The organism is Okeania hirsuta, from assembly GCF_003838195.1.
Lineage (GTDB): Bacteria > Cyanobacteriota > Cyanobacteriia > Cyanobacteriales > Microcoleaceae > Okeania > Okeania hirsuta.
In genome coordinates this window covers 1-26,018 of sequence record NZ_RCBY01000106.1, presented here as the reverse complement: position 1 = coordinate 26,018, position 26,018 = coordinate 1, and the positions used below count along the sequence as shown (strand labels likewise).

At 33.7% G+C, this 26,018-nt stretch carries 19 protein-coding genes and 1 tRNA gene; 8 read left to right on the top strand and 12 right to left on the bottom strand.

All coding sequences use genetic code 11. From position 1 onward, the window contains the following. Nucleotides 1–90 precede the first annotated feature (90 nt). The 3 genes from D5R40_RS17855 to D5R40_RS17845 are packed head-to-tail and all read right to left on the bottom strand — an operon-like array spanning nucleotide 91 to nucleotide 2,405. Nucleotides 91–900, bottom strand: coding sequence for a hypothetical protein (locus D5R40_RS17855; RefSeq protein ID WP_124154998.1), 810 nt, complete (start codon nucleotides 898–900; stop codon nucleotides 91–93). A gap of 44 nt (nucleotides 901–944) precedes the next feature. Further along, nucleotides 945–2,030: a hypothetical protein gene (locus D5R40_RS17850; RefSeq protein WP_124154997.1), complete on the bottom strand. Its 1,086-nt coding sequence runs from the start codon at nucleotides 2,028–2,030 to the stop codon at nucleotides 945–947. Nucleotides 2,031–2,033: 3 nt separating this feature from the next. Beyond that, nucleotides 2,034–2,405 carry a hypothetical protein gene (locus D5R40_RS17845; protein WP_124143752.1) on the bottom strand — a complete coding sequence of 124 codons (372 nt, stop codon included), beginning with the start codon at nucleotides 2,403–2,405 and terminating at the stop codon, nucleotides 2,034–2,036. A 187-nt stretch (nucleotides 2,406–2,592) separates the two neighbouring features. On the opposite strand from D5R40_RS17845, the gene D5R40_RS41220 reads away from it, so the two are divergent. Further along, nucleotides 2,593–2,715 carry a hypothetical protein gene (locus D5R40_RS41220; RefSeq protein WP_275670303.1) on the top strand — a complete coding sequence of 41 codons (123 nt, stop codon included), beginning with the start codon at nucleotides 2,593–2,595 and terminating at the stop codon, nucleotides 2,713–2,715. Between the two features lie 445 nt (nucleotides 2,716–3,160). Here D5R40_RS41220 and D5R40_RS17840 read toward each other — a convergent pair whose 3' ends face one another. Both D5R40_RS17840 and pdxA read right to left on the bottom strand, forming a co-directional pair. Next, nucleotides 3,161–3,955, bottom strand: a complete 795-nt coding sequence (locus tag D5R40_RS17840; RefSeq protein ID WP_124154995.1) for a hypothetical protein — start codon at nucleotides 3,953–3,955, stop codon at nucleotides 3,161–3,163. Nucleotides 3,956–4,185: 230 nt separating this feature from the next. Beyond that, nucleotides 4,186–5,310: a 4-hydroxythreonine-4-phosphate dehydrogenase PdxA gene (pdxA, locus tag D5R40_RS17835; protein ID WP_124154994.1), complete on the bottom strand. Its 1,125-nt coding sequence runs from the start codon at nucleotides 5,308–5,310 to the stop codon at nucleotides 4,186–4,188. Between the two features lie 97 nt (nucleotides 5,311–5,407). On the opposite strand from pdxA, the gene petM reads away from it, so the two are divergent. The 6 genes from petM to D5R40_RS17805 all read left to right on the top strand — a co-directional run bounded on the left by petM (nucleotide 5,408) and on the right by D5R40_RS17805 (nucleotide 11,761). Continuing rightward, nucleotides 5,408–5,509 (top strand): cytochrome b6-f complex subunit PetM, encoded by a 102-nt coding sequence (gene petM, locus D5R40_RS17830; RefSeq protein ID WP_063823346.1) that lies wholly within the window; start codon nucleotides 5,408–5,410, stop codon nucleotides 5,507–5,509. Between the two features lie 256 nt (nucleotides 5,510–5,765). Continuing rightward, the gene (locus tag D5R40_RS17825) at nucleotides 5,766–6,743 is read left to right on the top strand and encodes an SDR family oxidoreductase (protein WP_124146142.1); all 978 of its coding nucleotides are present in this window, start codon (nucleotides 5,766–5,768) and stop codon (nucleotides 6,741–6,743) included. Between the two features lie 33 nt (nucleotides 6,744–6,776). Beyond that, complete coding sequence (locus tag D5R40_RS17820; protein WP_124146143.1) at nucleotides 6,777–7,694, top strand: NAD(+) kinase; 918 nt, start codon at nucleotides 6,777–6,779, stop codon at nucleotides 7,692–7,694. Nucleotides 7,695–8,073: 379 nt separating this feature from the next. Further along, nucleotides 8,074–8,769 carry a response regulator transcription factor NblR gene (nblR, locus tag D5R40_RS17815; RefSeq protein WP_124146144.1) on the top strand — a complete coding sequence of 232 codons (696 nt, stop codon included), beginning with the start codon at nucleotides 8,074–8,076 and terminating at the stop codon, nucleotides 8,767–8,769. An 857-nt stretch (nucleotides 8,770–9,626) separates the two neighbouring features. Beyond that, complete coding sequence (locus tag D5R40_RS17810; RefSeq protein ID WP_124146145.1) at nucleotides 9,627–10,148, top strand: DUF192 domain-containing protein; 522 nt, start codon at nucleotides 9,627–9,629, stop codon at nucleotides 10,146–10,148. 1,385 nt (nucleotides 10,149–11,533) lie between these two features. After that, on the top strand, nucleotides 11,534–11,761 hold the full coding sequence (locus D5R40_RS17805; RefSeq protein ID WP_124146146.1) for a DUF2949 domain-containing protein: 228 nt from the start codon (nucleotides 11,534–11,536) through the stop codon (nucleotides 11,759–11,761). Between the two features lie 599 nt (nucleotides 11,762–12,360). Here the strand turns inward: D5R40_RS17805 and D5R40_RS17800 are convergent. The 4 genes from D5R40_RS17800 to lpdA form a co-directional block, all read right to left on the bottom strand. Beyond that, a complete protein-coding gene (locus tag D5R40_RS17800; RefSeq protein ID WP_124146147.1) occupies nucleotides 12,361–13,518 on the bottom strand; it encodes a pyridoxal-phosphate-dependent aminotransferase family protein in 1,158 nt (385 codons plus the stop codon). A gap of 900 nt (nucleotides 13,519–14,418) precedes the next feature. Next, the gene (locus D5R40_RS17795) at nucleotides 14,419–14,649 is read right to left on the bottom strand and encodes a DUF5340 domain-containing protein (protein ID WP_124154993.1); all 231 of its coding nucleotides are present in this window, start codon (nucleotides 14,647–14,649) and stop codon (nucleotides 14,419–14,421) included. 932 nt (nucleotides 14,650–15,581) lie between these two features. Then, on the bottom strand, nucleotides 15,582–16,463 hold the full coding sequence (trpC, locus tag D5R40_RS17790; protein ID WP_124154992.1) for an indole-3-glycerol phosphate synthase TrpC: 882 nt from the start codon (nucleotides 16,461–16,463) through the stop codon (nucleotides 15,582–15,584). 899 nt (nucleotides 16,464–17,362) lie between these two features. Continuing rightward, a complete protein-coding gene (lpdA, locus tag D5R40_RS17785; RefSeq protein WP_124146150.1) occupies nucleotides 17,363–18,793 on the bottom strand; it encodes a dihydrolipoyl dehydrogenase in 1,431 nt (476 codons plus the stop codon). A 929-nt stretch (nucleotides 18,794–19,722) separates the two neighbouring features. On the opposite strand from lpdA, the gene D5R40_RS17780 reads away from it, so the two are divergent. Beyond that, nucleotides 19,723–19,962, top strand: coding sequence for a hypothetical protein (locus D5R40_RS17780; RefSeq protein WP_124146151.1), 240 nt, complete (start codon nucleotides 19,723–19,725; stop codon nucleotides 19,960–19,962). Nucleotides 19,963–20,104: 142 nt separating this feature from the next. On the opposite strand, the gene D5R40_RS17775 is transcribed toward D5R40_RS17780, so the two are convergent. From D5R40_RS17775 to ald, 3 genes are all read right to left on the bottom strand, one after another. Further along, nucleotides 20,105–20,890, bottom strand: a complete 786-nt coding sequence (locus D5R40_RS17775) for a TrmH family RNA methyltransferase (RefSeq protein WP_124146152.1) — start codon at nucleotides 20,888–20,890, stop codon at nucleotides 20,105–20,107. A 242-nt stretch (nucleotides 20,891–21,132) separates the two neighbouring features. Further along, nucleotides 21,133–21,216 (bottom strand) — tRNA-Leu (locus tag D5R40_RS17770). A gap of 1,841 nt (nucleotides 21,217–23,057) precedes the next feature. Then, nucleotides 23,058–24,149 carry an alanine dehydrogenase gene (gene ald / locus D5R40_RS17765; protein ID WP_124146153.1) on the bottom strand — a complete coding sequence of 364 codons (1,092 nt, stop codon included), beginning with the start codon at nucleotides 24,147–24,149 and terminating at the stop codon, nucleotides 23,058–23,060. Between the last annotated feature and the right edge of the window lie 1,869 nt (nucleotides 24,150–26,018).

Below are 26,018 nucleotides of genomic sequence, written 5' to 3'. Positions count from 1 at the left end.
TAGAGTTGCCTAGAAAATTTTTAGTAGTGGAAGGGTGGAGAGATATAAATGATTTATTCCATGGCAAGTATCTCTTTGACTTTTGTTACTTCAATCAGAAAAACTAATTTCTTCATTATCGAGTTTAATTTGAAGTTTAGCTTTTACATTATCGCTAAACTTAAGATCCGATACCAGATGATTTAAGTCTTTGTAAGGATTACTTTTTCTATTATTTAGCAGCTTTTGAATAGTTTTGTTCTTAACACTTGTTCTTTTAAAAGCAATTATTAATTTTGCTTCGTTCGCTGTATTGATATTAACAGCAGTTGAGCTTGTCGAATGTGAGGATGAAGTTGATTTTGTTTCAATAATTTTCTCTATAGTTGAACTTGTTGAATTTGGTAATTTACTTGATTTTTTATCAATAACCTTATCTACTTGAATAAATTCAATATTTTGTAACTCTAGCTTTCTTTTAAGACGTTCTGGACATGAAGGAGCAATCATAAAAGCTAAGTCCGGAGGAGTATTTTCTGAAGGGTATGGATTAAATCCTAAATCATCTAACCATCGACTAAAATCATCCAAGTGTTCAATAATCAATTTATAATTTTTAGCTTCACCAAAAGTTCTAGCTATTACTCTATTATTATCAAGCAATTCTACATAACAATCTAAGGCATGCTTTTGTCCTGTTTTTTTGCCTTGAATTACTTTTGTAGTTTCCACTGTTGATAATGTGTATACTCTCTGTTGTAAATATTTTCCCCACCTTTTTTGACATTCTGCTTTGACTAATTCACAAGCATCACCTTCAAATTTCTGCTCTTCTGCTTCGGCAAAATACCTTTCATGTATTTCTAGAACTTTTCCTGAATAATATTGACAAAATTCTCTAAAATTTTTAGCTGGTCTCAAAGGTATATTCTGAATTTCTTGCCAAGCATTATTCAGGAAAAGTTCTAGAAATACCTTTCATGTATTTCTAGAACTTTTCCTGAATAATATTGACAAAATTCTCTAAAATTTTTAGCTGGTCTCAAAGGTATATTCTGAATTTCTTGCCAAGCATTATTAAAATTTTTATATCCTTTATATGCTCCTTTAATTCTTTCATCTATCTCTTGTTTAATCATCATAAATTCTTTATCAGAACCTAAACTAAGATTAATCGTTGACTTTTTGACTAAACTTTTTAATACAGAGTCTCCTTCAATTAAAGAACTGACATTATCTGATGTACCTACCAAATAAATTAGCAGAGGAATACTTCTTCTAAATTTCTGAGCAGCTTGCTTGATTAATGCTCTAAAAATTACTCTAGTTTCTTCTATTTCTTGTTGAAATTTTTCTAATGAATCTAATTCATCTGTTAGATAGACAAAAGTAAATCTGGGGTCTACTTTTGTGACTTGAGATATCACATCAAAAAATAATTCAACAAAATTTACTTCACTTGTTGCGAAAAATTTACTAAATTTTGACCTAAAAGGATTTAATTTTATCTCTTCTCTAGTTCCTGTATTTAATAATGACCCTGCATCAAATTCTTCGAGAATGTTTTTAGCAACTTCTTTTACATCTGGCAATAAATTTTGATTATGTATTAATTGCCAAAAAGTATCTCCTAAAATATAACAGTAAAGTTTAATGCTAAAATTATGACTACTACCAACTGTCCGTAAATGAGAAAGTGGAAACTGAATTACTACAGAATGTTTTTCATAATTTGACTGAGTTGTTGTTAATTCATGCAAATAAGTTAATAGGGAAGTTTTACCACTACCAAGAAATGCCGCCACAAATCTAAATGTAAAAGATCTATCATCAAAAGTATGTTTAAGATCGTCTCGAAGCAATTCCGTTATATTTGATATTGAAGAGTTACCAGATAAACTTTCAGCTGTAGTTGTAGTATCATCTTCACCCTCTTTTCCTGGTAATCTTACATCACGTTCAACCCAAATATTTTCCACATAACCTTCTCCTGGTTGAATTTGCTGTAAAAACTTTCTAATATATCTTTTTTTTCCTGCATCTTCCGGCATAATTTAGTTCACCCATTGAATTAATTCTTTATTGTTTTCTTGTACCGCAAATACTAAACCATCAGATTTCAATTGCTCAAAATATTTTTCTAGTAGCAATTCAGAAATATGATTATTTTGCCTAAACTTTTGGCAAATTTCTTTACTACGAATAGCCACAACACCTTCCAATTCTTGACGCCTCCTTTCTTCAAGGTAAAGCTTTTTAAACTTATCTACAAAAGTCTCAAAATCCATATCCTCATTTTGATAATTTATCTGATTATATTTTGCTGTTAATTTTAAACAAGCCATCAGAGCATTTAAAATTTTAGGTCCTTTGTTAGACCTAAATTTATACTCCGTTGTTTGAAGATTAAGAACTAGAGCTTTCATTCCCATCTCAGTAACTTTAATTCTCCCTCGTTTAGGAGACTCCAATAACTTCAGCTCACATAAACTCTCACAAACCTGTTTTGCATTGGGGCGGCGTTTTTTAGATAAATGATTCCTAACTGTACTTCTAGTAACAGTTCCTTCTGTTGAATAAGCAAATGTGTAAAGCAAATAAAGCAATTGTTCAGTGGAAAGCTCTGTCATTAGTTCCTCTTATAAAATTTATGGCGTTGGTGAATTAGTGTATGATATTAATCTTAATTATTTAGGAGTCAGGAGTCAGGAGGAAAGAAAGAAGAAGAAAAATTAGTAGAGGGAGCAGGGGGCTAACTGATAACTTAAATAACAACTTAGAATAGAGTATCTCTACAAAATTTAAACTACCAATATACCTAAATTTTTAATTGGAGTAGAGGCTGTTTATTACTTATTTATTAATTTTCGGATAAGTAAAATTTTGATTCAAGTATGACACAATTTATTTCACTCAAAATACCCCCGTTAAAAGTAATCCCTATAGCTATTTTATAAGGAACATTTACTCAGAAGAAAAACTCCTATTTTCATTGATTCAATAATTTACTTATTCCATACAGTTCAGGACTACTTTTAACATTAATAATCTCCTCAAAAACAACCTTTTATTTTTTCAGCATTAAATTACATTGAAGGATAAAAAAATTAAACTCTTAATTGATGCTGTTAACCCTGACATTGATAGATTAGGTAATCTGCTAATAACCAAAAACAAATTCTTATTCCATCTCTGAATCTGAATGAAATATAGTTAATTCTTGACCAAAAGACTCTCCAATTAATTTGTAAATTTCTCTTAAATCCTCATCTTTAAACGACTTAATCAATTTTTCTGCAGCCTTTTTAGGATTTTTAGGAACTACTACCCAAAGTTCTTGATTCAACTTACCTTCTGGCTGTTGCTCTAACCAATTTTTAACCGCATTTTTTCCTGATTCAGTAATTTGATAAAAACCTCTCCCACTACTTTTTGATTGTTCTAACCATCCTAAATGTTCCCATCGTTTTCTCCATAATTGAGCAGTGCTATGAGCATAATCCAAAATCTCTCCTATTTTCGGTGCATTTAAAGCTTGATTATCCGGGCAAGCTTCCACAAGTTTAGAGAATTTATGAAAATAATTTGATGGATTTCCTAAATCTTTGACCGGGTCTTCCGATGTATCAACTGTTTTTGTTCCAGTTGATTCTAACCTGCTAATTAATTCTTCAATTTCTTTAGCTTCACAACCTAATCCATAAGGTGGTTGAGCACGACATAATTCTTCATAGCTATTAAATGGTTTTCCTTGCTCATCAAGTAATTGTTGATAAGCAGCAGGCTGTTTCATTAATTCACGCCATGCTTTTAATTGTTCCTCATTAACAACTACATCTTTTTTCAGAACAGATTGTAGCTTTAACTTAATAGCAAGTGCCCATTGGGGTGTGCCAGGAGTTGTGCTAATTCCTCCTGCTTTTCCTAAAGTTTCATAATCCATTTTTCCCTGGATACCAAAGGATATAGTTTTCAAAGGTTTCTCAAATAAATTTTGATTTTTTTACCATTTTCTTGTTTGTTAACTCATGCCTTAATAGGATTATTTTAGGGTAAGAATTTTTTCTTCTCACCCCTGAGAGCTAACTAAAATTATATTAGTAGGTATATTTGCTTGACAATAAAATTTGTCAGCTTTTTTGTACCTCTTATTTGTATATTTTAGATTGTAGATTCACTAAGTCAACTATTGCAGAGACAATTCTATTAATAACTTCTTTGTAATATCAGTTCTTTAGCTAACTTTATTGCTGCTTTCATACTCGTTGCATCAGCAATACCCTGACCAGCAATATCAAAAGCTGTACCATGGTCGGGAGAGGTACGAACAAATGGTAAACCAATAGTAGTATTCACTGCTAAATCAAAAGCCATTAGCTTGACTGGAATTAAACCTTGGTCATGATATAACGCTAAATAAGCATCATAAGTTTTAGCTGGTAAACCTAGCCAAGCTTGACCTGGTTTTACCCACATAGTATCCGGTGGCACTGGCCCATCTAACTGTATATCTGGTCGGCGATCGCGTTGTTTGTCCAACCAAGGAATCAGCCAATTTTGCTCTTCTGTTCCTAATTGTCCATTTTCTCCGCTATGAGGATTTAAACCAGCCACAGCAATTTTTGGCCGAGAAATCCCAAAATCTTTTTGTAAACTTTCTATAAGCAATTCTAATTTCCAACTCAGCAACTCTGGCGTTAAAGCTTTTGGAACTTGACATAATGGTATATGTGTGGTAGCTAAAAGAGAGCGGAGTACAAAATTACTGTGGGGCGATCGCGCAAAAAATAGCATCCCTAAAAGAGAGCGGAGTACAAAATTACTGTGGGGCGATCGCGCAAAAAATAGCATCCCAAATTTTTTTACTCCTGCTTTTTCTGCTAAAAGTTCAGTTTGACCAGGGTATTTATGACCAGCCATCTGCCAGCAAGTTTTGGAAATAGGAGCAGTAACAATACCTTGAAATTTTCCAGCTAAAGTCTGAGCAATAGCTGTTTCCATGAAACAAAAGCTAGCTTCCCCACTCACAGCATTACCTTTGCCGGGAAATATATTTTCTAATTTTCCATTAAACTCTACATCTAAAATTTTTAAATTTTCCCATTTGACAAGTAATTGTTGCGATTGAGTTTTTTTCGAGAGTTGAGATAGTTTTTGATAGGTTTGTTGCAAAATGCGATGACTGCCTATAATTGTCAAGTCACAATTTTCTGTAACAGTAGGGTCTGCTAAAGCCTTAAGAATTATTTCTGGTCCTATGCCCCCAGGATCTCCAATTGTCAATCCTAAACGAGGATTTGTATTTTCTATTTCTGTTGCTGATATTTTCATATTTATTCCGCTGAAGAATACTTATGACTTTAGTCTGGGGAGAAGTCAAAATGTCTTAAAATATATATCACAAATTACATAGGAGTATTTTAAGAATATGAGTGGTGAGATTTTCAATGCAGCTATTTTGTCTTTTTCTGTGATTCTGATTGGTTTAGCAGGAGGTTTCCTATTACTTAAATTACAAGGAGGCGAATAATCAAATTTCCCGGTCTTTAAAGTAGTACGATCGCTTAACTGACTGACATTTTGCTATAGGAGCATTTCCTCATTAATTTTTTCTAGTGGGGAATGCCTATGGTGGTATTTACTTTCTATGGATCTTATGGTATCTTAAATAGATTAATAAAAATATAAGCTAAAACATATTTAACTCAAAATATTAAGTTTTGTAAAAAAATGAGATAATTTTGATAAAGTGATAAAGAATCTTTAATATAATCAATAAACTGTTTATGAAACTATTAATCGTAGGGGCTACTGGTACTCTTGGTAGACAAATAGTGCGTTGTGCCCTAAACGAAGGTTATGAAGTACGCTGCTTAATCAGAAGCTACAGTAGAGCATCTTTTTTAAAAGAGTGGGGGGCTGAACTAATAGGAGGAAATCTCTGTAAGCCTAAAACTCTACTACCAGCTTTGGAAGGAGTTGATGCAGTGATTGATGCTGCAACTGCGAGACCAACAGACTCTCTGAGTATTAAACAGGTAGACTGGGAAGGAAAAGTATCACTGATTCAAGCTCTAGTGGCTAAAGGTGTAGAACGTTTTATATTTTTCTCCTTTTTAAATGCAGAGAAATATCCCCAAGTCCCTCTCCTAGAAATTAAGCGATGTACAGAACTTTTTATTGCTGAATCTGGCTTAAAATACACGATCTTAAAACCTTGTGGTTTTTTACAGGGATTAATTGGCCAGTATGCAGTGCCAATTTTAGATAAGCAAGCAGTTTGGGTTCCCGGTCAAGGAACAGCGATTGCATATATGGATACTCAAGATATTGCTAAGTTTGCTGTCCGTAGTATTTCAGTTCCCGAAACAGAAAATCAAAGCTTTCCGGTAGTAGGTCCCCGTGCTTGGGATGCTAGTGAAATTATTCGGATGTGTGAAAGACTGTCTGGAGAAAAAGCAAAAGTAACCCGTACCAATATTAACTTATTGCGTATATTTCGTCAGCTTACTAGGTCATTTCAATGGGGTTGGAATGTCTCGGATAGACTAGCTTTTGCAGAAGTATTAGCCAACAGTCAACCTTTAACAGCTTCAATGGATGATGTTTATCCTGTATTTGGCATTAATCCTGAAGAAATAACCACACTAGAATCTTATTTGCAAGAATACTATAGTCGGATTATGAAAAAGTTGAAGGAAATAGAGTACGAGCAAGCAAAATTAGGAAAATCAACTTCCAAGAATAAACCTTTCTTTTTCTAAAGTTTCTAACCACCCTGAACTAGATTTTTTCGAGTGTCAAAAATAGGAATCATTTATAACGATGCCAAACCAATAGCTTGTCGCATAACTAATGAGTTAAAAGACAAGCTTACAGCTTATGGCTATGATATTCACATCAATAATGGATCGGGAGGAATCTTAGGTTATCCCAGCCTAGAACATCCTTTATGTCATACTTCTATAGACCAATTAGTTCCCTCTGGCTTTACCAAAGACATGACTTTTGCTGTAGTCCTAGGAGGGGATGGTACAGTCTTATCTGCATTTCGTCAAGTAGCACCTTGCCATATTCCACTATTGACCGTCAATACAGGTCACATGGGTTTCTTGACTGAGACTTTTGTCAATCAGTTATATCCAGCTATTGAACAGGTATTAGCAGGAGACTATGAAGTAGAAGAAAGGACAATGCTAGAAGTACGTCTGTTCCGAGATAATGAGTTATTATGGGAAGCCCTTTGTTTAAATGAAATGGTTTTACATCGGGAACCTATGACCTGTATGTGCCATTTTGAGATCCAAATTGGTCGGCACGCTCCTATAGATATTGCGGCAGACGGTATTATTATTTCTACTCCGACTGGTTCTACTGCTTATTCTTTATCGGCAGGTGGCCCTGTTGTGACTCCGGGAGTTCCCGTTTTGGAGCTTTCACCTATTTGTCCCCATTCTCTAGCATCCCGTGCTTTGGTTTTTGCTGATACTGAACCAGTAACTGTTTTTCCTGCTAGTCCAAATCGTATGATGATGATTGTAGATGGTAATGGAGGATGTTATGTCTTGCCAGAGGACCGAGTACGAGTGAAACAATCACATTATAAAGCACGTTTCATTCGACTTAAGCCACCAGAGTTTTTCCATGTTCTGCGCGAGAAATTGGGATGGGGACTACCGCACATTGCCAAGCCAACTTCTGTTGAATTACCTTAAATTATTCTGGTGGTTATTTTTCAAAATTTTCACTGCTAGTGCCGCTACCCGGAAGTTAAAAGTCATGCATTTAAAAGTCAATCATTTTTGATTTGTAATTGTTCGCGCGATTTTGTAACTGGTCAGTTATTTCCGCCATCCTGCACTAGATTAACTTCAATATGCCGGGATTATATGAGAGGGTGTTAGTATCATAAATTTTGTACAGAAATATAGCAATCACCGAATCAGATGTGAGAATTGAGGTGTTCGTTTAAAGCATAAAATATAGCAGTTATTTTATTCATATATATTCGTTTCTTCCCTCCATACCTATTCCCTATTCCCTCCATACCTAAAACAAAAGTCTCCAATATCTCACAATTAAAATCATATTGCTATGACTACCTTAACTATAGATCGAGATCGTTCAGTCTTACTAATAGAGACTGATGAAATTCTCGCCCAATATGTGAGTTTGGATCTAGAAGAGTCAGGCTATCATCCAATTGTAGCTACTAATTCTACCGCGGGTCTTCACAGGGCAATAGAAATTAAACCTGCTCTGATTGTAATTGACCGAATGTTAGCTGGTGAATCTGGACTATCATTGTGCAGTCATCTGAGAAAAATGGGTAATAATATGCCCATATTATTGTTGATGGGTCGCGACCAAATTGACGACCGAGTTGCTTGTCTGGAGTCTGGAGCTGATGACTATTTTCTCAAACCTTATCGCAGTGATGAATTCTTAAAATTAGTCCGTTTTTATTTACAACCTACTATAGCAGAAAAGGACCAATTGAGATTTGGGAGTTTAATTTTAGAGTTGGCTACTCGACGGGTCTTATGTCATGGTCGTAGTATTGAGTTGACTATGAAGGAATTTGAGTTATTAAGGTTTTTAATGGAGCATCCTCGCGAAGTATTGAGTCGCGAACAGATTTTGGAAAATGTTTGGGGTTATGATTTTTTGGGTGAGTCTAATGTAATTGAGGTATATATTAGATATTTGCGCCTGAAAATTGAACGAGAAGGCGAGAAGAGATTAATTCAGACAGTCCGTGGTATTGGATATGTTTTGAGGGAAACTTAGAGTCTTTAATTCTTGGTAAGCAAGGTCTTGTTAGAAAACAATCAAAGGATTCTGGTATAGGTCAATTTATCAATGAAATATTGGCTGATATTTGCAGGAATTGAGGTAAGTATTTTGCTAAAGTTGATAAAAATTATATTTCTCAAGAATGTCTTATATCATGTCTGTTTGAATAACCACTTCGGAAAAATTTAGGGAGTAGGGAGTAGGGAGTAGGGGAAATTTGTTTGCTCCGCATTCCGCACCGAAAAAATATTCTCTATCAAAAGAAGAACATTTTTATTATGGCTAATTAATGAGACTTGATATTAAATTTGGGCATATTAATCAGAAAAAACTTTCTGTTTACGCAATATTCCGCAGGAATAGAAAACATAATTGCAGTAGTTGTGGAAATCAAATAAATCGTGATATAGCTGCTGCAAAAGTAACTATAAACAGATATTTAATCGTCGTGGAGCATAACTTAATATCATGTCCGGTTGAACAGTTATAAATAAACGACTCAGGAGTTAGGAGTCAGGAGGAAAGAAAGAAGAAGAAAGAGAAAGTTTTTTTATCACTAATTATCCGGACATAATATAACTTGTTTGATTTTTCGCCTAACCCTAGAATCACAGAAGCAAGAATTTTCCATTATAATCTTTGATCTAACGACAAGAATGTCAAAATAAGTGAAATCTCAAAAAAATTACTATAAAATTATTATTTATCTTTTTCTTTTGGGTTTAATACCCCGCCGTCACTTGGGGTGTTTACAAGCTTTTTGGGGTTTGAGTCCCCATCTACTTTTTCCTTTTTCCTTCTTGTTTCTTCAAGAATAAAACATACATAGAATATCTGAGAAATAATTAATTATGGGTCGTAAAATTGGTTTACTTAAGTCTGGAATCATCTTATTTCTGTTGCTTTGCTGTTTGCTACAAATAATATTTGTTCAAGTTTTTCATACTCCAGCACAAGCTCAAAATATATCAGATTCTCAGATATCTCCACAAGGCCAAATTTTACCAATTACGGCAAAAGCTCATATATCTAATCAGATAATTAATTTAGAGGTGGCGAAAACCCCTCAAGAGAAAGCAATAGGTTTAATGTACAGGACTAAACTTGCTGATGACCGAGGAATGTTATTCTCTTTTAACCCGCCTCGGAAAGTTAGCTTTTGGATGAAAAATTGCCAAATATCTCTTGATATTATATTCATAAATTCTGGCATAGTTAAGGCGATCGCTGATAATGTCCCTCCTTGTTTAGCTGACCCTTGCCCTACTTATGGACCTGATGTGTTAGTCGATCGAGTAATTGAACTTCGGGGAAGACGTGCAAAGGAATTAGGTTTGAAAGTAGGAGACCGGATAATGATTACAAAAATTTAGGTATTTGACAGAACTGAGATTAGAGGAAATTATCATTCATTGAAGAAGGTGGTAGGTTTTAGGTTTTAGGTTGAATTGAGAAGAAGGTAGTATGTCAACAAAAATTATAGCAGTTGCCATTCCTTTATTTGAATTATGAAATAGCTGTCTACATAGTACTTCGGAGTAAAAATAACGGAATATCAATAATCAAAGTTTTTTCCTTTTCCTTCTGGTACAAAACAAACAAATTGAATCCAAAAATTGGATGATTTATTTTTTGCTATTCCCCAGACCTATAGTTTTTGTACAACAAGCTAAAATATCGCAAAACTCTGAATTATTTTGACAAAACCTAATAAAACTTTTTATTATTTTACTTACTATATATTTACACTAAAGTTTTAATTTGCTATATTGGTAAGCTAGACATTATTTAGATGGATTCAAAGTATTGTTCACCTAAAGTGCAGAATATGTATTCTTAAGCTTTTGATGGTTTGTAATACTGCTATTCTATTCATCGGAAATAAATAAAGATAAATTAAGTTTCGCAAGCTGTAAGAGAAATATTTTGACAATATCGATAGTGCTGAAGTTTTGATGAGTATTACTTTTACCAAGAAGGTATAGAAGATATAGAAAAACTTGTCTTACTAAGAGTCTATTTTTGCTTTGCTTAATTTAATTCTGTTGATTGGTGTGAGGATAATGATATTTTGTGCTAAGAGTGAAAATCTAGTTGTATATTTTTGCGCATTTATGCATATAGAGATGGTTCGTATTGTGAATTAAAATACATACAAATATTCAAACCAAAGTAGTTATTTTGTCGTAGTTATTTTGCCAAAATTTGACTTGGCCAAGTTTAGCCTTGTAAGTAGTAATAGTTTGAAAAAAGGCAACTACCTACTTAGAACCTCTGTCTGCGCTGTTTATATCTTTTGACTAGAGAGAGAATTCAATAGAAAGTCTTCTGTAATGTTGAGACAGATAGTGAATTTTTTTTCAACCTGAATGTATATACATTTTGAGTAACGATAATTTCACTAAATTTTTCTAGAAATTAATAGCTAGCTTTTGCGGAATAGCATAGGCAACTTATGTAGATTCAAACCAAGCTATTCTCAAAACTTAGTATAGTCCAGGAGTACTATATCTAGTTTAGTTTCACTCTCAAGTTTCTGAAAAAATGCAGAGTTTAGTAAACAGATAAAAAACTGGCATATCCTAGCAATATCCAAGAAAACTTATTGCTTGATGATAGTAAATAACTATCGATAATATCCAAAAAAAATATTAATTTTATTGACATGATAATTCTCTTAAATATGTGACTCTATATATTCTATTGTCAACAAGAGTTACAAAGAGAATGGTGTCTGAAAAATAGGAGGTAAAGAAAAATGACACCAAATAATTATGCTCGCTTTATTCATTTCTTGAAAGATGATTTATCTATTTCTTCAGCTTCTATAGCAGTTGCAGAAAGAGCTAGTATTAGTTCAACATTAGTAGATCGTAAACCAGACTTCAGTGCTTTTCCAATGATTTTATGGCAATATGGTTTAGTTACTCTAGAGCAATTAGATAAAATATTTGATTGGCTAGAAACCACTTATGATTTCAACTAAATGCCAGAATAATCTAAGTATTTCCTAGGTCATGCTGCGCAAACAGCCATCAGCTATTAGCTATCAGCTATTTTTTGAGCTTGATTTAAACCCTATATTAAGGGTTCTTATTAAGCCATAATCCAGTCATAATTAAATCTTACAAAAGCAGGTTCTTTTAACCTGAAAGTCTATATTCATTTAAATACTTCCTTCAGGAGGGAGTCTTATTGCCCTAAGCTGACAACTAATAGCTGAATAATTACAGAATACTTACAGAATAATTACTAGAAATAATCAATTTAACTCTAGTTCAGAACTCAATTTAAAATCAAACTTAAAATCTATTCTATTATTAAACCTTGAAAATAACGGTTCTTCAATATGTAGCTAGCGTTAGATTATCAAAATAATTGGGTCGTGTCACCCCACCTTTTAAGGCAAAAAATTTTTGGAGAGTTGCTCACATCCCCGTTACAAAAATAACTTCTGACTTCTGACTTCTGACTTCTGAATTATGACTTCGTAAATGGGGTGGAGGCGGGTTCATCTAAATTGGTTAAGACTCATTAATTTAACGTAGAACCCGCCCCTACTATTGCAACATTTTAGATGTTAAATTATGACTCAGCTAAAACTCTAGAAGCAGTAGCTACACCTGCTCCTGGAGTAAAAGCTTCATATCCCAACTCTCGCAAAGCAACTTCTAATGCAGAGATAGCGGTGAGAATATCCCGTTCGCTGACAAAACCCAAATGTCCAATACGGAAAATTTTCCCTTTCAAGTGGTTTTGTCCACCAGCTAAAGCAATATCAAAACGCTTATTTACAATAGTCCGTATTTTTTCTGCGTCTACTTCTGGTGGAGGAGCAACTGCCGTAATAGCAGGACTAGCTACTGCATCTGGCCCAAAGAGGGGCAACCCTAAAGCTTTGACTGCTGCACGAGTCGTACTCATTAAACGTTGATGCCGAGCAAATATATTTTCTAATCCTTCAGCTTGCATCATCCTAAGTGTAGCTTGCAAGGCAAAGAATAAATTTACTGGTGGAGTAAAAGGTGTAGTATTTTTAGCTGCATCTTTACGATACTTACCCAAGTCAAGATAGTAACGTGGTAATTTGGCCGTTTCATATGCAGTCCAAGCTTTAGCACCTACTGCTACAAAAGCTAAACCAGGGGGTATCATATAACCTTTCTGAGAACCTGAAGCAACAACATCAAGACCCAACTCATCTATTGGTATATTGACTGCCCCAATGCTGGTGACGGCATCTACTATAATTAATGCTTCGCCATGAGCTTTAACATAACTATTAATAGTTTCTAGGTCATTGAGAACACCTGTAGAAGTTTCACTATGGGTAATAATAACCGCCTTGATTGTTTTCTCTTTATCTGCTTCTAGTTGTTCACGAAATTTTTCTGAGTCCAGAGGTTGGCCCCATTCTGCTGTGATTTTTTCTACTTGGAGACCATAGGCCGTAGCTACTTCTGCCCAGCGATCGCCAAATTTACCATTACATCCACATAATACGCGATCGCCTGGACTGAGAAAGTTAATGATACCTGCTTCCATGGCCCCAGTTCCACTAGATGCTAAAATTAGCACATCATTTTTGGTTTGATGTAGCCATTTGAGGTTTTCTGTCACCTCGGCCATAATTTTGGAAAAGTCACCACTTCTATGGCCTATTGGATGTTTAGCCATAGCTAGTAAGGCTGTTTCTGGTACTGGAGTAGGTCCGGGAATCATTAACATTAGTTTATCATTCATTATTTCTATTCCTTTGTTTTGTGTTACTTGAGTTAGTTTATATGTTTATTGATTGAGAAGCATTTCATTGAAAAAACTTATTTTTTCTTTAAGATTCCAAAGTTGGAATCTTTTTGTTATTTTGGGAGTTATTTAATTTTAATTATTTTTTTTTGAGGAAATTTTTGATTTTTCTTTCTATAGAATTTACATTTAAGATATTAACGGATAATTCAATGCTTGAAGCAACTATTTATCTGGTAAAAGTTAGAAGTTATAACTAACCACAAAGTTTTTGTTGTTAGAGTAATGGTTTTGAATGGTTTCACAAATTATTGCCGAAATACTAACTGTATTAACTGCTCCTAATCATTCCCAAAAACTTTACATTGAACAAATCTATCAATTGTGAGACCCCTAAGAATGGTATTTATTAGTTAGGTAGACTAAATCAATAATTGATAATTACTTCTTCTAATTAGGGTTTGCTGAAAAAGTCTTTTAGTAGGGGTAGGAGACAGGAGAAAACCCACCCCTCGCCCCTCCCCCTCCCAGGAGGGGAGGAATGGGAATGAGCGAGGAGGTAGGAGTAACAATTGTAAGAATGATTTTTCTACCCAACTATGCGCCTAAAATACGCTCCTTTTTGAGCGTTTTAGACTGGAAACCAGGCACTTTTTAAAGGCCCCAAAAAGGCTAAAACCTTTATTTAGCAGTGCTTTGAGATTTAATCAGCAGAGAAATAATTAATGAATGATTGTTAATTAATTATCTATTGTTAGTTTTATTCTAGGTCTTATTTAGTGAAGTTATTAATTGCCAATTCTACCTTTGGATTTTCAAAAGTCTTAGATATTAATTTTTGAATATTATCAAGTTCATAAATACCTTTTTTTTAGCTTGCCCTAATGCACTTAATATTTATTTTTCTGTTTCATTGAGAGACCATTGATATTCAATTGGTAAATTTGCTTGCTTGCAACTTTCTTCAAATTGTTTTTGTAGTGCTAAAGCTTTTCTCACAGTTACAATAAGTTCCCGTGCTTTTTCGTGCTGCTTTGTATTATAGTCTACTGCTAAAATTGTCTTTTTTTCTAATAACTGAAGTAGCAATTCATAATGAATACGGGAGGGAACTGGTATTGCTTCCATAGTTTTATTTCTAACGGTTTACAGATTGATTGATTATGCTATGTGGGAACTTGAACAACAAATAGAAATCAGAGAACTACTGCATTAGTAATTATTCTTGAAGAAGGAACAAAAAAAAGTTATGGGAATTAAAACCCCAAATAATTGTAGACACCGTGGGTAAAGCTAGGATATTAAACCCATAAGTGAAAAGATAATTAATATGAACATAAATCACTATAGCTATCCTAGTGCTGCTACGTGGAAGTCAAAATTCAAAAGTCAAAAGTATTGATTGGTAAGGCTTTTAGGATTTTGTAACTGGTTAGTTATTTCTGCCATTCTGCACTAGATAGAATATGAACATTAGCTATATATCAAGAGAAGTAACCATCAGTATTTCGATCACTAACATTTGTTTAAAACCTATTTAGTACAGCTATATAAATCACTTGCTGTTTGCGGAGCATTCCTTTTGGAAAATGCTGACTGCTGAATTGCTGTTTGTGGAGGATTCCGTTAGGAAACCCTTTTTAAAACAAGAGCACTGAATAAAATATTTTTTCTCCTTTCGAGTTTCAAGGAGAGGGTTGAAAATTTAATTATTCAGTAATTTTTTTGATAATTCTATCGTCTACAGTTTTTATCTGAAAAATTGTCAATATCTAATCTAAATCTAAAAGCCTATATTTTTAAAAGTTTGAGTTAACCTGTTATAGCAGAAGGAAGAAAAAAAAGAAGGAAGAATAAAAATTTTGTGTTGTCTAAGTTTTAAGTTTTTGATATGTCCTAACTTTTGCTTCGACTGCTAGACTCTTTCAACAATTAACAATTAATAATGAACAATAACTTCTCCTTAAGATTATAGAATTGACTAAAATATTTTTTTTCTTTTCTCTCCTTGTAGACCGACAAACTTTTGTACAGTAAAGGAAAACTTTACCCCTTAATTATTAGGTAAATAACTGTAGCAATGCTGCACCTGGGTCTGCTTTTTTCATCAGAGACTCACCTATTAAAACAGCATCCACACCAGAATTTTTAACAACATTTACATCTTCATATCCATATATTCCTGATTCACTTACTACTAAAATTCCAAGTTTTTCTAACTCCTTCTTCCTAGCTTCCATTAATTTACACGTAGTTTGTAAATCTACTGAAAAATCTGCTAAATTGCGGTTATTTATACCGACCAACTTAACTCCTTCTATTGTCAATACCCGGTCTAACTCTGTTAAACTATGAACTTCAACTAAAGCAGTCATTCCTAAAGCATTAACTATCTTGATAAAATATTTTAAATCTTGGTCTGATAAAATTGCCGCAATTAGTAGTACAGCATCAGCTCCATATAAACGAGCAAGATATATTTGATATGGATAAATCAGAAAATCTTTACACAGTAGTGGTAAGTCAACATTTTTCCTAATATTTGACAAAATTTCAAAGCCACCTTGAAAGAATTTTTTGTCTGTCAAAACTGAAATACAAGTTGCACCATTTTGTTGATACGCTTTAGCTATAGTAACTGGTTCAAAATCTTCTCTAATTATCCCTTTACTAGGAGAGGCTTTTTTAACTTCAGCAATTACAGCAGGTTGAGTTTTTCCTGTTGATAAGATAGCCAAAAAATCCAGAGGAGCAGACATTAAGTTAATTTTCTTTTTTAACTCAATTAATGGTTGTTTATCCCGCAGATAATCTACCTCTTTTTCTTTATACCAAACAATTTCTTCCAGAATATTTTGAGGTTTTGAATTTGGCAAAGCAACTTCATAGCGTAAACTACCCATTTCTACTGCTGAAGTTGGCGGTCGGCGACGAATTTGCATTTTTTTTTCTTGATAATTTCCTATTTTTGGTAGTGTTAAATAAGTATTGAATAAGGCAGAAGGCAGAAGGCAAAAGGTCTAATTGCATGGGGATAGTCAACGACTTGCCACTTCCTGTCTGATCACCTCAAACAATTTTAAGCACCCCCGTTGACGGTGTAGGGCTAATTCTTTGTCATCATAGAATACTTACAACTCTATATTTTTGGTTAGGAGCCATGTAAAAATAAGTTGTACAAATTTTATCTAGGATAAATCGTGAAATATAGCTTCCATCAAAAAAAAACTGTTCGGGTTATTTTTACACGAGTCCTTAACTAATTCTAGCAAAATGTACGAGATTTCAAAGGATACAATTTTTCTAAGCGTGACAATAAATTAACCCTTCGTTGACGGTGGGGTATTAAACCCGCAAAATAAAAGATAATTTTTGAAGCTTAATTCCTGAAAATTCAAGAAATATACTAACCGATATCCTTACATCTTTAGGACTACCCTATCTTTAATAATGATTCTTTTTGTAGTCTTCAGATTTTCAAGATTCGGTAGTATAGCACTTCTTAATTTGCTGAAGTTACAGTTAGTAATTTTCAAAGCAAAATTAAATTCTGAGAAACCAAAAAATGATGACTGAATACTAAATTGCTATATCAGTTATGGAGACTAAATATAACAATTTTCTTGAAATTAATAACCATAGCAAAGAACGAGTTGGTTAGGATTTATGCTGATGATCAACCGTAAGACAGGGAAATATTTTTTCTACTGTTCCCTCAAGGGAAATATTTTTCCTACTGTTCCCTCACAGGAGTGCCCATTCCCTCACAGGATTCAGCATTCCCTTGGGTCTGACACCGACGCGGGGTCGCACCACTATTTCCTGTTCCCTGTTCCCTGATCTAACTAACAGTTGCTCGTTTAAATGCCTCATCCAAAACCTCTGACAAAGTAGGATGAGTATGTACATTAAAAGATAACTGATTAACAGATTGCTTTTGAGCCATAGCATTTGCTGCTTCTTGAATTAAATCGGATGCATGAAGGCCAATAATATGTACTCCTAATAATTCTCCTGTATCTTGACGATAAATGACTTTAGCAATACCATCTGTTTCTCCTTCAGCAATTGCTTTTGAATTACCCTTAAAATAAGTTTTTACACTGCCTACTTCAAATCCTTGATCTTTACCTAAATCCTTAGCTGCTGTTTCAGTCATACCAACATAGCTAATTTCTGGATGAGTAAAAGCAGCCGCCGGAATACTAAGATAATCTACATCCCGATGACGACCACAAATATTTTCTACCACTGTTATACCTTGAGCTGAAGCTGTATGAGCTAACATCATTTTTCCAGTAGCATCACCGATCGCCCATAAATTAGGTACTGGTTCACCACTTGACAAAACAGCCATTTTGTCATTTACTGGGATAAAACCCCGACGGTCAGTCTCTACACCAACATAATCTAGTCCCAAATTTTTTGTATAGGGAATGCGACCTGTAGCAACTAAACAAGCATCTACTTCCAGAACCTCTTCTACTTCCTTAGTTTTAGCATCAGCTAGTTCAATAATTACCGGAGATCCAGGAATTACCTTCATAGCTAACTTACCAACCTTAGTTTCAATATCTCTGGATTGAATTAGAACTCTTTGTGCAATTTTTGCTATATCTGAATCAAAAGTAGGCATTAATTGGTCTAATGCCTCAATCATAGTAATTTCAGATCCAAGAGCAGTATAGATGTCAGAAAACTCCAGTCCAATATAACCACTACCGATAATTGCTACCCAGGGTGGCAACCAATCTAGTTTCAAAGCATCATCACTGGTAAAAACTGTTTTACCATCCAATTCTATTCCAGGAGGAACAAATGGAATAGAGCCAGGGGCAAGTATAATATCTTTAGCAGTAAAGTATTCTTCTCCCTTATCTGTCTTGACCATAACTTTTTGTTGACCTGCCATTTGCCCCCAGCCTTTAATCAAATCTATACCTAGACGTTTCAGACTGTTAGTCATGTCACCTCTAATTTTGTCAACAATGTTACTAGCATGAGAAGCTATAACTTGTCGGTCGTAAGCTACATTATCTAATTGAATACCCAGAGTTTTTAAGTGGTGAGTATCCCGTAACTCTCGAACTTTACCAGATGCTGCCAAAAGCGCCTTGGATGGTATACAACCTCGGTTAACACAAGTCCCACCCATTTCCGCTGCTTCTACAATAGCTGTTTTTAGGCCACAACTTGTGGCGTGTAATGCCGCACCATGTCCACCAACACCTGCACCAATAATTATTAAGTCGTAATCAAATTCTTGAGTCATCTGTTGTTTTTAAAACCTGTTTGTATGTTTGCAAAAACTATAATATTAGAAATTATAGGAATGTAGCTAAATATTTTATTTGGGATTTGTTTGAACTTAATTTGCTCTAGATCCCAGATTAACTTAATTCTTGACCAAAATAAACTGCAATAATTAAGTTGAAAGCACAAGGAGCGAGAAAATTAAGTACATAATCCATATTGGGAAACTATTCATTCGTGTCTGTATGAGCTAGCCTTGCATACAGACATTACTTCACTTAGTCTTTTTTTTTTTGCTGCGACAAACAAAACTTTTATAGCAGGGAACAGGCAACAGTTGGAAAAACATTTTCTAGTCTAAGATTGGTTATTAGTCTACGTCCTAACCAATTCTTTCTTAGCTATATGTTTATGATATAATGAGCCTAAAAAAACAAATCTCATTATTTCAGATAAAATACTGAAATCTATAAGTATTCAGTTTATATTACTATTTAGATAATGATTTCATTTGATTAAAAAGAGTTTATATAAACTTACTTTAGATACATTTTGAATGATAAATGGCTAAAAATAGCTTAAAATATTCATTGATTGTAGAGCAAATTTAAAAGCTCAACAAAGATAGTCAAAATTAATAATCTGATCGCTCTATAAAAAAAATCAAAAGCCCCAAATCATCAAAATATTAGCTATTAATTAATAATATAGAGCAGATTTAACTTTTGCTCCGGAAAGATATCTAGAAATAAAATATCTAGTGCAGGATGGCGGAAATAACTGACAAGTTACAAAATCCTAAAAGCCTTACTAAGCAATACTTTTGACTCTTAACTTTTGACTTTTAACTTCCGCGTAGCGGCACTAGACTCCTGCTGTTTGTATGCCTTTTTTTATATAAAAATAAGTTGAACTGTTAACAAGAAGATAACAAGGACAGAAATTAATATGGATAAAAAAGATATTCGTAGTCAGGCTGCAAAAACATTTGTTGATAGCTTTGAGAAACAATTGGATAACTCTCTTCAGGAACCCAACTATGAAAAGTCTAATTCCGATCTTCAAGATAGTGAAAAGTCCAATCAAAAATTTGGTTTATCAGAGTTAGAGGAAGCGATCGCTGACATAGACCAATATATGGAAACAAATCATCAAAGCCAACCATTATCGGAAGCGGATTCAGAATAATATAATAACCTATCCCACTATTTTTCACAGGCTAATTTGTTCAATTAAAATGTGTCTGAAAAGTTTAATCTTTAGTTTTTAACTATCAAAATATTTAGGGTTTTTAGCAAAAATCTTATTACTGGAATAGGTTCATAATTTACTAATTTGATTGAGATTGACGTTGACGTTGAACTTCATACAAAATTACTGCTGTACAGACAGCAACATTCAAAGATTCCACTTCGTTACCCAAAGGAATCTTGACAGAATAATCAGCCAACTCAAGTAAATCTTGTGAAATACCAGAACCCTCATTTCCTAAGATTATTAGTGTCGGTTTTCGTAAGTCAATCTGCCAATAGTTTATAGTAGAATTTGGTACTGTTGCTACAATTTGCAAACCTTGATTTTGTAACTTTAATACCTCGGCCTTTAAATTTTCAGAAATTGCCATAGGTAACTTAAACCATACCCCTGCTGAAGCTCTAACTACTTTAGGATGATATAAGTCCACACTATCTGCACTTAACCACAAACCATCTACATCTGTTGCCGTAGCTGTCCTGATGATAGTACCAAAATTACCAGGGTCTTGCAATTTGTCCAAAGCAATTCCCAAACTAGCAATTTTGACAGAATTTTTTGACTTTTGTGGTGCTATAGCTATTATTCCATCAGGATTAACTGTAGTAGTAAGAGACTTCAAAACCCTTTCACTTACTAATTCTATCCTTTGAGCTTTTTGAGATAATAATTCCCACAAAAATTGATGTCTTTCTTGCCATTCAGGCGTACAACATACAGTTAAAAGAGGATAACTTTTGTGGCAAGCTTCTTCTAGGATATGAGTTCCTTCTAATAAAAATAACTGCCTCTCCTTTCTTCCTTTGGATTGATGAAGCTTACGGATTTCCTTTACTAAAGGATTTTTTAAACTGGTCAGCACTACTTATATTTTTATCTAGTATTTATTACTGATTTTATTTGAGGAGTGAAACACGAGCAGGATATTGTGATTTTCCTACCCATTAGATTTTGATCGCTAATCAAGAAATACTCCATATACCTAATGCAGGATGGTAGGAATAACTAACCAGTTACAAAATTCTAAAAGCCTTACCAATCAATACTTTTGAATTTTGAATTTTGAATTTTGAATTTTAACTTCCGCGTAGCAGCACTAGATAATGCGGAACCCGGGACTTGAACCCGGAAGTCCTTGCGAACACTAGAACCTGAATCTAGCGCGTCTACCAATTCCGCCAGTTCCGCTAAATCACAATTTTTTATTATTGCCGATCTACTTCAATTTGTCAATCACTTTAAATTAAGTTTTTTTACTACCATATTTTTTATAACTAAAACTAATAAATATTAAAAATTACAAAGATAATTTTTAATCTTTTCAATTGTTACAAAAATTAATTAAATGCTGATTATTGAGAATATTCTCATTTATTTTTACCTATTTACGTTGTTTGGTTGATTTGGTATAATATAAACATTAATCTATAATCTTGCAGAGCATTTTAACTTCACACAAATTAGGGGTTTATAAGTCTTATTCCACCGTGAACTTTAACTGTATAGATGGTTATTTCACCAGCAGTAAATAGCTTTTTTAGTTTATGAAGCTTAACACTTTTTCCTGCTGTATTTGACTAAAGAAATTTTTGATGATAAGCAAAATCAAATTCTATCATAAATGTTGAAAGAGGACTCCCGTTATAACCGCGAGATTTAACGCTCAGAGTGTCAATTTGAATTACGAATATATATAGCTACGGTCTTCAGGAATCAACTTAACAGTTCTAAAAGCCGATTTATTTTCAGAGCTTAGTTTACAACTGATTCCTCAGCCTTAGCATAATTTTGACCATGCAGAGCCAATTTTTTCTAACTTAATGACTCTATCAACTATAAGGATCTGGCGATCGCGATTTGATAGCCATGTCTATTGAGTATAAAAAGAATTATCTTTTACCAGAAAAGAATAGGATGGCGAATAAACTCAGAAAAGTTAGTAGTATCTAAATAATCTTTAATAGTAGACTATTTGATTACCCAAAGAGTATTTTGAAAATATTAACTATTAACTTTAGCACCCAAATATTTAATTTAAGACTTGATAAGCCTGGAAATATAAGGTAATTTTTATTAGCCTGAATGGTGGAAAATTCCTGTTCAAAAAAATAATCTAGTTTTTTTTAGTTATAGGTTTGGTTAGTAGATAGAAATAGCTTTGGAATAAGGATTTATGACAACAACTAAATGTGAAAAACTTATCCCACTTTTCCTGTTCAACTAAATCTTATACTTCTATCTCTAATACCAATTTGAAAAAAGAATACTACAAAAAGGTAGGTATTGCTCAAATATGCTGAAAAATAGCTAGTTCAGTTAATTTTAGATAGTTATTTATATTGTTTTTCCCTTTTTTTCAATATTTATCCCTTCTTCCTTCTTTCCTCTTCCTTCTTTATTACTCCTACCATTTGTAACAAACATTTATCAAATTGGTATGACAACTGTTTACACATCCCAATTTTTTTTTTCATAAATCTGTTGTAACTTATCACCATATTTACTTTCTCCTATAAAAATGTCTTTAGACCTCAAAACGTTCTTCTAGAGATAGTGTTATGCTAGTCACTCCAGTTTTAGGAATATGACCAAAGATAAATTTAGCCTCCTCATAAATAATCACTCTGCTAGTTTTAATCAACTATAAATCTAAATAAGGTTTTAGCCTTTTTAAGTATCAAAAAGTGCAATATTTTAGGTGGTAATGGTTCAAAAATTTAGGATTTTGATCAAGAGTTGGGCAAAAAAATCAAGGGACGATTCTTCCTACTATATCCTCTATAATTCCCCGTTTATCCTAACTTCTACCCTTACCATGCACACTGATTCAGCAAACCCTAATTACTTATCGAACCGATTTACCAAAGAGGATGTCAAATAAAGAGTAGTAGAAATAAAAGAGATAGAATGAAGATAATTTCAAAAAAAACTATCTATGAAAATTGCTGAAAAACTTATCTTATCTTAGATATTGATATAAATCTAATGATTCTATTCTTAATGATGTTCAAGGAGTGTGATTTTTAAACTTAATTATTACTTAGATCGGGAAATACTTCTCGGACAGCAGGATGAACCAAAAAATGGTCTTTAACATTCAAACCCTTAGCCAAAGCCGGATTTTTTTCTAAAGCTTCACTCCCATAATGAGCCAACTGTAATACATAGGGTAAAGTACTATTATTCAGAGCTTGAGTAGCTGTCCAAGGAACTGCTCCTGGCATATTAGGCACTCCATAATGTAGAACTCCCGATTCTACATATGTAGGATTTGTATGAGAAGTTGGACGTAGAGTTTCCACACAACCACCTTGATCCACAGCTACATCAATAATCACAGAGCCAGGACGCATCTGCGCTACCAAACTTTTAGTTACTAAAACTGGAGAACGACGACCAGGAACTAGAACTGCCCCTATAAGTAAATCGGAATCTACAATAGCTGCTTCAATAGCAGAAGAACTGCTGTATAACAAATCCACTCTAGAACCAAATAGAGTCTCCAGATAAGCTAACCTTTCCAAATTTATATCAAAAATTTGAACCCTTGCCCCCAAACCAACAGCAATTTTAGCTGCTTCTGTACCAACAATCCCACCTCCCAGAATCATCACCTTACCAGCCATAACACCAGGAACTCCGCCTAATAGTAAACCTCTACCACCCTGTTGCCTTTCCAAAAATCTCGCTCCAAACTGCACAGAAAGACGTCCAGCTATTATACTCATGGGAGTTAACAAAGGTAACTTATGGTCAGGTAGTTCTACTGTTTCGTAGGCGATCGCCACCGCCCCACTTTCAATCAACCTTTCAGTTAGCTTTCGGTCAGCAGCCAAATGTAGATAAGTAAACAGAATTTGTCCTGATTTGAGAAATTGGTATTCTGATGATAGAGGTTCTTTTACCTTCACGATCATTTCACAATTCCAAACATCTCCAGCATTTTGTAAAATTTTGGCCTTTGCTTGGATATAATTCTCATCACTAAAACCTGCACCCAACCCTGCTCCTGTTTCGATGAAAACCTGGTGACCAGCTTCAGTACATACCCTGACACTTGCAGGAGTTAGTCCTACACGAAACTCTTGATCCTTAATTTCCTTAGGAATACCTATCTCCATTCACCACCTCTATATTTTGTCGTCGAAAATATAATCTTATTCTGACTACATTTAAATCTAACTCAAAATTAATTATTATTCATAATTCATTTCATGTCGGTCAAACATTCAAATTTACTGAATCAGAGAAAGCTGAAAATTCGTAAGCATTCAGCAGTCAGCTATTAGCTATGAGTTATTAAGTCATTATCTTGGAAGAAGGAATTAGTATTCAAGAAGTGAAATATGTTTGCGCAGCATTCCGCATAAAATGAAATAGTCCTTTCAGCTAACTTTGTTCATTGTTTTATTTTTTATTTCAAAAGCTGATAGCTAAATGCTGATAGCTGAATGCTTACAAATTTTCTTTCAAGAGAGAAGAATTAGGATAAGTGTTTCCCCATAAGGAAGACCAGCAATAATCATAATAAAAACATTAATAAAAAACAATTTTCAAGTAAGTTGGTTTAATTATTCGTAAAATAGTGATGGAGATTCAAGCTACTGATTTTTTTTGAACGCTGGCTTATTGCTTCATTTCTAGACTCCTAGTTTTAACATTTATTCATATAGTATTTTTATTTCAGATGTAAATCTAGATTGAGTTTTTTTTAAGAAAAAAAGTGCATAGTTCGAGTGTTTTATATCCTTATTTTTGCTACTATTTCATGCCATTTTCTCGCCTTGACTATTCCCTAGAACCTCCATATATTTTTCATAGCACTTGGTCTCCACATCCCAGATAAACACACCATATCCACCTAATATCAAATCCGGTTGAATACTTATTAGAAATCTCCAGAAAAGAGGTAGTAGGGATTAGAGAGTAGGGAGTAGGGAGTAGAGAATAGGGGGAAATAATTAATAAATAAGAGTGCAATAATTGATTTTATTGTTTATTATGGGAGATGTCTATTAGAGTTGTTGGGAGATCTGGGGATATGAGGAGATAGTCCGATTTAATATTAAGGTGTGGATAGAATTATAAACATATACTGTATAGGCGGATTCTATATAACTTATATAAAAAAAATTACAACTAAATTGAAGGCAAATTTGGAATTTTAAAAAGAAGATTTAGCCTCGATAGAATTATGATTAATACCAGTTTGAGATGAGGTTGCATAGAATTATCAAATTCATTAAATCGCTCTATCTTTATCTACAATTATTTGCGGTCAATTATACTTTAAATATTATTCAATGCAGCTTCATTTTAACTTGGTATAAACTTAATAATACTTCATAAATTGTGATGGAAATTACTTTTTTGGTAATAAACCTGTCCAACCTTTTAAAAGAGGCTTTTTCTCTATTATATATATCTTACTTTTTTACCCTTAAACCTTTTTCCTGTTTTTCCCGTTGTTTTTAATCAGTAAAATTTATACTTGAGTCACTAACGAGCGTCAAAAAATCATCAAAATAATTGGCTCGCGCAACTCCGCCTTGTTAAGGCGAAACATTTTTGGAGCTTTGCTCAAATCCCCGTTACAAAAATAACTTCTGACTTCCTTAACATCCGCTTTGCTTAAATAATTCTGCAACACTATTCCAGTCTTTAAGCAAACCCCAATTATTCCGGAGACATCTAATTTTTTTTCGCAACTTATATTAAGACATAGGATTTGTCAACCCCTAGACATCTGCTAACTTTCCAGTAAAATCAGAAGCAAAAATTAAAATTAATAAATTAGGTAATTGAAGGAGGAGAGAGCCATCAATCAACTATCAAACTCAAAAGAGAACCCAAAATCATCCCCGATCAACCAATCAATACTGAAAATTTGTGGTCCATCTCATCTTAAAGGAAACATAAATATCAGTGGTGCCAAAAATTCTGCTTTAGCTGCCATGGCAGGAACATTGCTTTGTTCAGGCACTTGTCGG

Excerpts from the sequence above, each read along its gene's own strand:
- D5R40_RS17850 (WP_124154997.1), bottom strand. The coding sequence starts at position 2,030 with ATGCCGGAAGATGCAGGAAAAAAAAGATATATTAGAAAGTTTTTACAG.
- D5R40_RS17845 (WP_124143752.1), bottom strand. The coding sequence starts at position 2,405 with ATGAAAGCTCTAGTTCTTAATCTTCAAACAACGGAGTATAAATTTAGG.
- pdxA (WP_124154994.1), bottom strand. The coding sequence starts at position 5,310 with ATGAAAATATCAGCAACAGAAATAGAAAATACAAATCCTCGTTTAGGA.
- petM (WP_063823346.1), top strand. The coding sequence starts at position 5,408 with ATGAGTGGTGAGATTTTCAATGCAGCTATTTTGTCTTTTTCTGTGATT.
- D5R40_RS17825 (WP_124146142.1), top strand. The coding sequence starts at position 5,766 with ATGAAACTATTAATCGTAGGGGCTACTGGTACTCTTGGTAGACAAATA.
- nblR (WP_124146144.1), top strand. The coding sequence starts at position 8,074 with ATGACTACCTTAACTATAGATCGAGATCGTTCAGTCTTACTAATAGAG.
- D5R40_RS17810 (WP_124146145.1), top strand. The coding sequence starts at position 9,627 with ATGGGTCGTAAAATTGGTTTACTTAAGTCTGGAATCATCTTATTTCTG.
- D5R40_RS17805 (WP_124146146.1), top strand. The coding sequence starts at position 11,534 with ATGACACCAAATAATTATGCTCGCTTTATTCATTTCTTGAAAGATGAT.
- D5R40_RS17800 (WP_124146147.1), bottom strand. The coding sequence starts at position 13,518 with ATGAATGATAAACTAATGTTAATGATTCCCGGACCTACTCCAGTACCA.
- D5R40_RS17795 (WP_124154993.1), bottom strand. The coding sequence starts at position 14,649 with ATGGAAGCAATACCAGTTCCCTCCCGTATTCATTATGAATTGCTACTT.
- trpC (WP_124154992.1), bottom strand. The coding sequence starts at position 16,463 with ATGCAAATTCGTCGCCGACCGCCAACTTCAGCAGTAGAAATGGGTAGT.
- lpdA (WP_124146150.1), bottom strand. The coding sequence starts at position 18,793 with ATGACTCAAGAATTTGATTACGACTTAATAATTATTGGTGCAGGTGTT.
- D5R40_RS17780 (WP_124146151.1), top strand. The coding sequence starts at position 19,723 with ATGGATAAAAAAGATATTCGTAGTCAGGCTGCAAAAACATTTGTTGAT.
- ald (WP_124146153.1), bottom strand. The coding sequence starts at position 24,149 with ATGGAGATAGGTATTCCTAAGGAAATTAAGGATCAAGAGTTTCGTGTA.